Below are 9,202 nucleotides of genomic sequence, written 5' to 3'. Positions count from 1 at the left end.
TCCTTCAAAACGTCGAAACCCCGGTTAAACAAAGGTATAACCCCTGTCTAACCGAAAGTCCCCCTTAGGCAGTTCCCGATTGTGCACAACAAGCGATGTTTCTGTACGAAATTTCTCGATAATGCATCATATCCATTATAGACAAAAGGGAAAATTCTATACAGAAAAATTACACACGACGACGTTTTGGCGGACGACATCCATTATGAGGAACTGGAGTAACATCTCTAATTGCTGTTACTTCTAGACCTGCAGCTTGAAGAGCACGAATTGCAGCTTCACGACCAGCACCAGGACCTTTAACAGTAACCTCTAAAGTTTTTAAACCGTGCTCCATTGCAACTTTAGCAGCAGCTTCAGCAGCCATTTGCGCAGCGAATGGAGTAGATTTACGAGATCCACGGAAACCAAGTGCACCAGCACTAGACCAAGAAAGCGCGTTACCGTGAGTATCTGTAAGTGTTACGATTGTGTTGTTGAAAGTAGAACGAATATGAGCTATACCAGCTTCGATATTCTTTTTCACACGTTTTTTACGAGTGTTTGTTTTACGTGCCATTGTTAGTTCAACCTCCTTTACTTATTATTTCTTTTTATTTGCTACTGTACGACGTGGACCTTTACGTGTACGAGCATTGTTTTTAGAATTTTGACCACGAACTGGTAAACCACGACGGTGACGAAGACCACGGTAAGAACCGATCTCCATTAGACGTTTAATGTTAAGAGATACTTCACGACGAAGGTCTCCCTCAACTTTAATACGATCGATAACATCACGGATACGTCCTAATTCGTCTTCCGTTAAATCACGAACTCGTGTTTCTGAAGAAATACCAGCTTCAGTAAGAATTTTTTCAGCAGTTGTGCGACCAATGCCGAATACGTAAGTTAAAGAAATAACAACGCGTTTGTCTCGAGGAATATCTACACCTGCGATACGTGCCATTCTGAATGCACCTCCTTCTGATTAACCTTGTTTTTGTTTATGTTTAGGGTTTTCACAAATAACCATTACTTTTCCACGTCTACGAATAACTTTACATTTTTCGCAGATTGGTTTAACTGACGGTCTTACTTTCATGTCTCGAACCTCCTTAAAGATTACGGAGTGCTATATTATTTAAAACGGTACGTAATACGACCACGATTTAAATCGTACGGAGATAATTCTACCGTAACTTTGTCTCCTGGTAAAATACGAATGAAGTTCATACGGATTTTACCAGAAACGTGAGCCAATACGACATGCCCATTCTCTAATTCTACTTTGAACATAGCATTTGGCAACGTTTCAAGAACGGTACCTTCGACTTCAATTACATCATCTTTAGCCATTCAATAGTTCTCCCTTCTTCAAATCAGTAACATTTTACACTGCTCTGAAATCCCGGAGAGCCAGCTACTTATAAAGTGGTAAGGATTTCGTATCCTGCTTCTGTAAGAGCAATCGTGTGCTCAAAATGGGCACACCATTTACCATCTACCGTTACCACTGTCCAGTCATCAGATAGTGTTTTTACATATCGTCTTCCTTGATTCACCATCGGCTCAACACAGATGACCATTCCCGGCTTTAATCTAGGGCCTCTATTTGGTGGACCATAGTGCGGGATTTGAGGGTCCTCATGTAAGTCTTGCCCGATTCCGTGACCAACATACTCCCTAACGATCGAGAATCCATTCTCTTCAGCATGGGTTTGAACCGCATGTGAGATATTTGATAATCTCTCGCCTGGTTTTACTTGTTCTAGACCAAGATACAACGATTTTTCTGTGACATCAAGTAGCTTTTGAACAGATTCAGAAATGTTTCCAACTGGATACGTCCATGCAGAATCTCCATGGTACCCATTGTATTTCGCACCAATATCGATACTGATGATATCGCCCTCTTTGAGCTTGCGCTTTCCTGGAATTCCGTGTACAAGCTCTTCATTTACAGAAGCACATATGCTCCCCGGAAATCCGTTGTATCCTTTAAAAGATGGCGTAGCACCATATTTTTGAATCGTCTTTTCCGCTATTTGATCGAGCTCTTTCGTTGTAATTCCTGGAGTAATGTGCTGTTTCAACTCTTGATGAGTTAAAGCAACGATTCTGCCAGCTTCTCGCATGATTTCTATCTCGCGAGGAGTTTTGCAGATGATCATTACGCTAAGCCTCCGATGAGAACATCGATATCAGCAAATACTTTATTGATATCTTGCTCACCATTAATGCTTTTTAAGTAACCAAGCTCGTCGTAGAAATCAAGCAAAGGTTTTGTTTGCTTAATATTTACATCTAAACGATTTGCTACAGTTTCTTCATTGTCATCAGAACGTTGGTATAATTCGCCACCACATTTATCGCACACATCAGCTTTTGCTGGTGGATTGAATTCTAAGTGGTAAGTCGCACCGCACTCTTTACAAATGCGACGGCCTGTAAGGCGTTTTAATAACAACCCTGAATCCACATTAATGTTTAAAACATAGTCGATTTTTTTGCCAAGATCTTTCATAATCTCTTCAAGAGCTGATGCTTGTGCAACAGTTCGTGGGAAACCGTCTAGTAAGAAACCTCTTACGCAGTCTTCTTGACTTAAACGTTCACGAACAATTCCGATTGTAACTTCATCTGGAACAAGTGCACCTTTATCAATAAAAGATTTTGCTTGTAGACCCATTTCAGTTTCAGCCTTCATAGCTGCACGGAACATATCTCCTGTTGAAATGTGAGGGATGTTATACTTGGCTACAATCTGTTCGGCTTGTGTACCTTTACCAGCACCAGGAAGCCCCATTAAAATTAAGTTCATCCTTGTTCCCCCTCAGTACATGAGCATGTAGGGAAGATGTTTCTTCCCACTTACTCACTGCTTGATAAACCCTTTGTAATGGCGTTTTACCAGTTGGCTTTCTAGCTGCTTCATTGTTTCTAAAGCAACGCCGACAACGATTAACATACTCGTTCCACCAATCTGTGCAGATGGAGGAAGATTTCCCAATTTCGTAAAGATAACTGGTAAGATTGCAATCGCTGCTAGGAAAATTGATCCTACAAAGGTCAAACGATACAAGATTTTTGTTAGATATTGTTCTGTATTCTTACCCGGACGAATACCTGGAACATATCCACCTTGCTTGTTTAGATTCTCTGACATTTGCTCTGGATTAACCTGAACAAATGCATAGAAATATGTGAAGGCTAGAATGAGCGCAACATATATGATCATTCCCACTGGGTGAGAATAGTTAAAGTTTGCAATAATCCACTGCGATACATCATGTTTCGGGAAGAACTGTGCAATAGTTGGAGGCGTAATTAAGAATGAAACAGCAAAAATGACTGGAATAACACCCGCACTATTTACCTTAAGCGGTAAATGTGTGTTTTGTGCTCCAGCATGATTCCCATTCCCTCCTGTTACACGCTTCGCGTATTGAATTGGGATCTTTCTAACAGCTTGTTGAATGAAAATAACACCAACAATAACTGCTAGCACAGCTAGTAAAATCAATGCAACTTTAACGATACTCATGAACAATTGATCTCCGATATTTTGAAACTGTTGTTGATACACTTGAGATATAACACTTGGGATCGCTGCAGCAATACCGCCAAAGATAAGGATGGAAATACCATTACCCACACCTTTAGCTGTAATCTGTTCGCCTAACCACATTAAAAATGCAGTACCAGCAGTCAGTACCGTAGCAATGTATAAATAAGTGCTCCAACCAGGATTCAAAATTAATTGCCCACCTACCATACCGTTAAAACCGATTGACATACCAAACCCCTGAATAAACGCAAGAACAATTGTAAAGTAACGCGTGAATTGCGTTAGTTTACGACGGCCCATTTCACCTTGCTTCGACCATTCCGAAAATTTAGGAACAACATCCATCTGCAATAATTGCACGATGATGGATGCTGTAATATACGGCATGATTCCCATCGCAAAGATGGAGAAGTTTTTCAAGGCGCCACCGCCAAATGTATTTAGAATACCTAAAGCATTTAATTGGTCTTGTGCTTTCAGTACGTCTCCATTTGTAAATGGCACTGGGATAAACGTGCCAATCCTGAATACGATTAACATCGCTAAAGTGAATAATATTTTACGTCTTATCTCAGCAACGCGCATAAAGTTGGAGATTGTACGAAACATTAGATCACCTCAACTGATCCGCCAGCTGCTTCAATTGCTTCTTTAGCACTTGAAGAGAACTTGTGCGCTTTAACAGTTAGTTTTTTCTCTACTGCTCCGCTTGCAAGAATTTTAACACCGTCGTTTAACTTGCTGATAACGCCAGTTTCCAGCAATAATTCAGGTGTTACTTCTGTACCATCTTCAAAACGATTTAACGTTGATAAGTTTACAATAGTAAACTCTTTACGGTTAATGTTTGTGAAGCCGCGTTTTGGTAAACGACGGAATAATGGAGTTTGACCACCTTCGAAGCCAAGACGAACACCGCCACCAGAACGTGCGTTTTGTCCTTTATGACCTTTACCAGCAGTTTTACCGTTACCAGAACCGATACCACGACCGACACGGTTACGTACTTTACGAGAACCTTCTGCAGGTTTCAATTCATGAAGTTTCATTCCCAGGCACCTCCTTATATTAATGAGTTATCCTTAAGCTTCTTTTACAGTTAAAAGGTGAGAAACTTTGTTGATCATACCAAGAATAGCAGGAGTTTCTTCCTTAACTACAGTTGAATTCAACTTTTTAAGACCTAAAGCTTCTACCGTCGCACGTTGATCTTGTGGACGACCAATTACACTACGAGTGAGGGTAATTTCTAACTTTTTCGCCATTTGTTTTCCCTCCTTAACCTAGTAGCTCTTCTACAGATTTACCGCGTAATTTTGCAACATCTTCAGCGCGCTTAAGTTCGCTTAATCCGTTCACAGTAGCGCGAATCATGTTGATTGGTGTGTTAGAACCAAGAGATTTCGAAAGAATATCTTGTACACCAGCTAATTCAAGTACCGCACGAACAGGTCCACCAGCAATAACACCAGTACCTTCAGCAGCAGGTTTTAAGAATACTTCACCAGCTCCAAAGTGACCGTTGATTGTGTGTGGAATTGTTGTACCAACTAATGGTACAGCGATTAAGTTTTTCTTAGCGTCTTCGATAGCTTTGCGGATTGCGTCTGGTACCTCTTGTGCTTTACCAGTACCGAATCCAACATGACCGTTTTTATCGCCAACTACAACTAGTGCAGCAAAGCGGAAACGACGACCACCCTTAACAACTTTCGCGACACGATTTATCGTAACTACACGTTCTTCAAGTTCTAATTTACTTGGGTCAATGCGATGCATCAATTTTCCCTCCTTTGACCATTAAAATTGTAATCCAGCCTCACGAGCAGCTTCAGCTAGAGCTTTAACACGGCCATGGTATAAGTAACCACCGCGATCAAATACTACTTCTTTAACGCCTTTCTCTACAGCACGCTTAGCAACTGATTCTCCAACTTTCGTAGCAGCTTCAGTATTGCTAGTACCGTTAAGAGCAAGGTCTTTATCAAGAGTAGATGCACTTACTAACGTTACACCATTCACATCATCAATAACTTGAGCGTAAATATGTTGGTTAGAACGGAACACGTTTAAACGTGGACGCTCTGCAGTACCAGTAAGTTTAGCACGTACACGTGCATGTCTTTTCTTACGAGTCGCATTTTTATCAGCTTTAGTGATCATTTTCTTGTCACTCCTTTCTCTCACCTAACGGGTTTACTTAGCAGTTTTACCTTCTTTACGACGAACAACTTCGCCTTCGTAACGAATACCTTTACCTTTGTAAGGCTCAGGAGCACGTACAGCACGGATGTTAGCAGCAAATTCGCCAACACGTTGCTTGTCGATACCTTTAATTACGATTTTAGTTGGTGCAGGTACTTCAACTTCAAGACCTGCTTCCGGAGTCATTTCTACTGGATGAGAATAACCTACGCTTAAAACAAGTTTATCTCCTTGTTTTTGAGCACGGTAACCAACACCGACTAATTCAAGTCCGCGTGCGAAACCTGCAGTTACACCTTCAACCATGTTTCCGATTAAAGCACGAGTTGTACCGTGTAATGCACGGTGTTCCTTCTGTTCAGATGGACGCTCAACTGTTAGTGTATTTTCTTCAATTTTGATAGACATATCAGCATTGAATTTACGAGTTAATTCACCTTTAGGGCCTTTTACTGTTACAGTATTGTCTTCTGCAATTGTAATAGTAACACCTGCAGGGATTTCAAGAATCTTTTTACCAATACGAGACATGTGGTCACACCTCCGTTCGTTTTAAATATATATTACCAAACGTATGCTACTACTTCTCCACCAGTTTGTAATTGACGAGCGTCTTTGTCTGTCATTACTCCCTTAGATGTAGAAACAAGAGCGATACCTAATCCGTTAAGTACACGTGGTACTTCGTCAGCTTTAGCGTAAACGCGTAAGCCAGGTTTACTGATACGTTTTAATCCAGTGATTACACGTTCATTGTTTGCACCATATTTCAGGAAAATACGAAGGATACCTTGTTTGTTATCCTCGATGTATTCTACATCACGAATGAAACCTTCACGTTTTAAAAGTTCAGCGATCTCTTTTTTGATTTTAGAAGCAGGAACCTCTAATTTCTCATGACGCACCATGTTCGCATTACGGATGCGAGTAAGCATGTCTGCAATTGGATCTGTCATCACCATGTGTTTTACCTCCTTCCCATTTGTGGGTTTTACCAACTAGCTTTTTTAACACCAGGAATTTGACCTTTATATGCAAGTTCACGGAAACAAATACGGCAAAGTTTAAATTTGCGGTATACAGAATGCGGACGACCGCAGCGTTCGCAACGTGTATACTCTTGTACTTTAAACTTAGGAGTACGCTTTTGTTTCGCTATCATAGATTTTTTAGCCACGTTTTCGCCTCCTCTACTTAGCGTTGGCTTCCATTATTTTTGGAATGGCATACCGAATTGTGTTAAAAGTTCACGAGCTTCTTCATCAGTTTTCGCTGTAGTAACGATTACGATGTCCATACCGCGTACTTTGCTTACTTTATCATAATCAATCTCAGGGAAGATAAGTTGCTCTTTAACACCTAATGTGTAGTTCCCACGACCATCGAATGATTTCTTAGAAACACCACGGAAATCACGTACACGTGGTAAAGAAACCGATACTAATTTGTCGAAGAACTCATACATTTGCTCGCCGCGTAAAGTTACTTTCGCACCGATTGGCATACCTTCACGAAGACGGAAACCAGCGATTGATTTTTTAGCACGAGTTACAACAGGTTTTTGACCTGCGATTTGTGTTAATTCTTCTACTGCATTGTCTAAAGCTTTTGAGTTAGATACCGCGTCACCAACACCAGTGTTGATTACGATCTTTTCGATTTTCGGTACTTCCATCACAGATTTATAGTTAAACTTGCTCACTAGAGCAGGAGTAATTTCCTTTTGGAACTTCTCTTTAAGGCGATTCAATGAAGTGACCTCCTTTCTTAAGAAAATTATTTATCTAATAATTCACCAGATTTTTTTGCAATACGAACTTTTTTACCATCTTCTACTTTGAAGCCTACGCGAGTAGGTTCACCTGTTTTCGGATCTAAAATCATAACGTTAGAAACGTGAATAGGTGCTTCTTTAGTAATAATTCCACCTTGTGGATTTAATTGAGATGGCTTAGAGTGTTTTTTAACGATGTTAACACCCTCAACGATAACACGGTTTTGCTTTGGGAAAGCCACAAGGATAACGCCTTGTTTTCCTTTGTCTTTACCAGTGATTACCTGTACTTTATCACCTTTTTTTACATGCATCTTAATTCTGCACCTCCTTAGCAAGGCAATACCTTAAATTATAGAACTTCTGGAGCTAAAGAAACGATCTTCATGAAGTTGCTATCACGTAATTCACGAGCTACTGGTCCGAAGATACGAGTACCACGTGGGCTCTTATCGTCTTTAATGATAACCGCTGCGTTTTCATCAAATTTGATGTAAGAACCGTCCGGACGACGAGCTCCGCTCTTCGTACGTACTACTACTGCTTTAACAACGTCACCTTTTTTAACAACGCCACCTGGTGTTGCTTGTTTTACCGTAGCAACGATAATGTCACCAATGTTAGCATATTTACGACCAGAGCCGCCTAATACTTTAATTGTTAAAAGTTCACGTGCACCAGAGTTGTCAGCAACTTTCAAACGAGATTCTTGTTGGATCATGTTATGAAACCTCCCTTCGGACTAAAAATTCCGATTCGTCTATTTAGATAATAACCGCTTCTTCAACGATTTCAACTAAACGGAAACGCTTAGTAGCAGAAAGCGGGCGAGTTTCCATGATTTTAACGATATCGCCAAGTTTCGCTTGGTTTTGCTCATCATGGGCTTTGTACTTCTTAGAATACTTAACACGTTTTCCGTACAAGGAATGAGTTTTGTAAGTTTCAACTAAAACTGTAATCGTTTTGTCCATTTTGTCAGACACTACACGACCAGTATAAACTTTGCGTTGGTTACGTTCGCTCACTATGCAAACCTCCCCTCAATTTATCGATTAATTCCGATCTCTCTTTCACGAACTACAGTTTTCATACGAGCAATTGCTTTACGCACTTCACGAATGCGAGTTGGATTCTCTAATTGTCCTGTAGCAAGTTGGAAGCGAAGATTAAACAACTCTTCCTTTAAAGCTTTAACTTTTGTTTCGATTTCGGCAGTGGTTAATTCACGAATATCATTAGTTTTCATTAGATTCACCACCATTTTCTTCACGTTTTACGAATTTACATTTCACAGGTAACTTGTGAGCTGCAAGACGTAATGCTTCGCGTGCTACCTCTTCAGATACACCCGCGATTTCGAACATAATTTTCCCAGGTTTTACTACTGCTACCCAGCCTTCTGGTGCCCCTTTACCGGAACCCATACGTACTTCTAGAGGTTTTGCAGTGTAAGGTTTAGAAGGGAAAATTTTAATCCATACTTTACCGCCACGTTTCATGTAACGAGTCATTGCACGACGAGCAGCTTCGATTTGACGGTTTGTAATCCATGAAGCAGCTTGTGCTTGTAAACCGAATTCACCGAAAGCAACTTCAGTTCCACCTTTAGCACGACCACGCATTTTACCACGATGCTCTCTACGATATTTTACGCGTTTTGGCATTAACAT

The 9,202-nt window shown here is 40.6% G+C and carries 20 protein-coding genes; all 20 read right to left on the bottom strand.

Annotated features, from left to right (window positions below; all coding sequences use genetic code 11):
* Positions 1-169: 169 nt before the first annotated feature.
* A complete protein-coding gene (rpsK, locus tag ATL10_RS26615; RefSeq protein ID WP_000101797.1) occupies positions 170-559 on the bottom strand; it encodes a 30S ribosomal protein S11 in 390 nt (129 codons plus the stop codon).
* Positions 560-583: 24 nt separating this feature from the next.
* Positions 584-949 carry a 30S ribosomal protein S13 gene (gene rpsM / locus ATL10_RS26610; RefSeq protein WP_000090792.1) on the bottom strand — a complete coding sequence of 122 codons (366 nt, stop codon included), beginning with the start codon at positions 947-949 and terminating at the stop codon, positions 584-586.
* Between the two features lie 21 nt (positions 950-970).
* On the bottom strand, positions 971-1,084 hold the full coding sequence (gene rpmJ / locus ATL10_RS26605) for a 50S ribosomal protein L36 (RefSeq protein WP_000868344.1): 114 nt from the start codon (positions 1,082-1,084) through the stop codon (positions 971-973).
* A gap of 35 nt (positions 1,085-1,119) precedes the next feature.
* Entirely contained in the window at positions 1,120-1,338 is a 219-nt protein-coding gene (infA, locus tag ATL10_RS26600; RefSeq protein WP_001029884.1) for a translation initiation factor IF-1, read from the bottom strand.
* 68 nt (positions 1,339-1,406) lie between these two features.
* Positions 1,407-2,153: a type I methionyl aminopeptidase gene (map, locus tag ATL10_RS26595; protein WP_000582539.1), complete on the bottom strand. Its 747-nt coding sequence runs from the start codon at positions 2,151-2,153 to the stop codon at positions 1,407-1,409.
* Positions 2,153-2,803, bottom strand: coding sequence for an adenylate kinase (locus tag ATL10_RS26590; RefSeq protein ID WP_001048995.1), 651 nt, complete (start codon positions 2,801-2,803; stop codon positions 2,153-2,155). The genes map and ATL10_RS26590 overlap by 1 nt, the downstream gene beginning before the upstream one ends.
* Before the next feature lie 54 nt (positions 2,804-2,857).
* Complete coding sequence (gene secY / locus ATL10_RS26585; protein ID WP_110497835.1) at positions 2,858-4,159, bottom strand: preprotein translocase subunit SecY; 1,302 nt, start codon at positions 4,157-4,159, stop codon at positions 2,858-2,860.
* Entirely contained in the window at positions 4,159-4,599 is a 441-nt protein-coding gene (gene rplO / locus ATL10_RS26580; protein ID WP_000766083.1) for a 50S ribosomal protein L15, read from the bottom strand. Before rplO ends, secY begins: the two co-directional genes overlap by 1 nt.
* Positions 4,600-4,632: 33 nt before the next feature.
* Positions 4,633-4,815 (bottom strand): 50S ribosomal protein L30, encoded by a 183-nt coding sequence (rpmD, locus tag ATL10_RS26575; RefSeq protein WP_001085233.1) that lies wholly within the window; start codon positions 4,813-4,815, stop codon positions 4,633-4,635.
* A 13-nt stretch (positions 4,816-4,828) separates the two neighbouring features.
* A complete protein-coding gene (gene rpsE / locus ATL10_RS26570) occupies positions 4,829-5,329 on the bottom strand; it encodes a 30S ribosomal protein S5 (protein ID WP_000554646.1) in 501 nt (166 codons plus the stop codon).
* Between the two features lie 21 nt (positions 5,330-5,350).
* Positions 5,351-5,713, bottom strand: a complete 363-nt coding sequence (rplR, locus tag ATL10_RS26565; protein ID WP_000628818.1) for a 50S ribosomal protein L18 — start codon at positions 5,711-5,713, stop codon at positions 5,351-5,353.
* 33 nt (positions 5,714-5,746) lie between these two features.
* Entirely contained in the window at positions 5,747-6,286 is a 540-nt protein-coding gene (gene rplF, locus ATL10_RS26560) for a 50S ribosomal protein L6 (RefSeq protein WP_000086551.1), read from the bottom strand.
* A gap of 32 nt (positions 6,287-6,318) precedes the next feature.
* A complete protein-coding gene (gene rpsH, locus ATL10_RS26555; RefSeq protein WP_000245511.1) occupies positions 6,319-6,717 on the bottom strand; it encodes a 30S ribosomal protein S8 in 399 nt (132 codons plus the stop codon).
* A 29-nt stretch (positions 6,718-6,746) separates the two neighbouring features.
* Positions 6,747-6,932 carry a 30S ribosomal protein S14 gene (gene rpsN, locus ATL10_RS26550; RefSeq protein ID WP_001085700.1) on the bottom strand — a complete coding sequence of 62 codons (186 nt, stop codon included), beginning with the start codon at positions 6,930-6,932 and terminating at the stop codon, positions 6,747-6,749.
* A gap of 33 nt (positions 6,933-6,965) precedes the next feature.
* On the bottom strand, positions 6,966-7,505 hold the full coding sequence (gene rplE / locus ATL10_RS26545) for a 50S ribosomal protein L5 (protein WP_001080829.1): 540 nt from the start codon (positions 7,503-7,505) through the stop codon (positions 6,966-6,968).
* A 26-nt stretch (positions 7,506-7,531) separates the two neighbouring features.
* The gene (rplX, locus tag ATL10_RS26540; protein WP_000558200.1) at positions 7,532-7,843 is read right to left on the bottom strand and encodes a 50S ribosomal protein L24; all 312 of its coding nucleotides are present in this window, start codon (positions 7,841-7,843) and stop codon (positions 7,532-7,534) included.
* A gap of 38 nt (positions 7,844-7,881) precedes the next feature.
* The gene (rplN, locus tag ATL10_RS26535; RefSeq protein ID WP_000615912.1) at positions 7,882-8,250 is read right to left on the bottom strand and encodes a 50S ribosomal protein L14; all 369 of its coding nucleotides are present in this window, start codon (positions 8,248-8,250) and stop codon (positions 7,882-7,884) included.
* A 43-nt stretch (positions 8,251-8,293) separates the two neighbouring features.
* Positions 8,294-8,557, bottom strand: coding sequence for a 30S ribosomal protein S17 (gene rpsQ, locus ATL10_RS26530; RefSeq protein WP_000004106.1), 264 nt, complete (start codon positions 8,555-8,557; stop codon positions 8,294-8,296).
* A 20-nt stretch (positions 8,558-8,577) separates the two neighbouring features.
* The gene (gene rpmC, locus ATL10_RS26525; RefSeq protein ID WP_000855718.1) at positions 8,578-8,778 is read right to left on the bottom strand and encodes a 50S ribosomal protein L29; all 201 of its coding nucleotides are present in this window, start codon (positions 8,776-8,778) and stop codon (positions 8,578-8,580) included.
* Positions 8,768-9,202, bottom strand: a complete 435-nt coding sequence (gene rplP / locus ATL10_RS26520; RefSeq protein ID WP_000928971.1) for a 50S ribosomal protein L16 — start codon at positions 9,200-9,202, stop codon at positions 8,768-8,770. The genes rpmC and rplP overlap by 11 nt, the downstream gene beginning before the upstream one ends.

The sequence above is a fragment of the Bacillus sp. 196mf genome (assembly GCF_003217275.1).
GTDB lineage: Bacteria > Bacillota > Bacilli > Bacillales > Bacillaceae_G > Bacillus_A > Bacillus_A thuringiensis_S.
The sequence above is the reverse complement of the archived record's forward strand: the minus strand, read 5'-3'. Positions and strand labels throughout refer to the sequence as shown.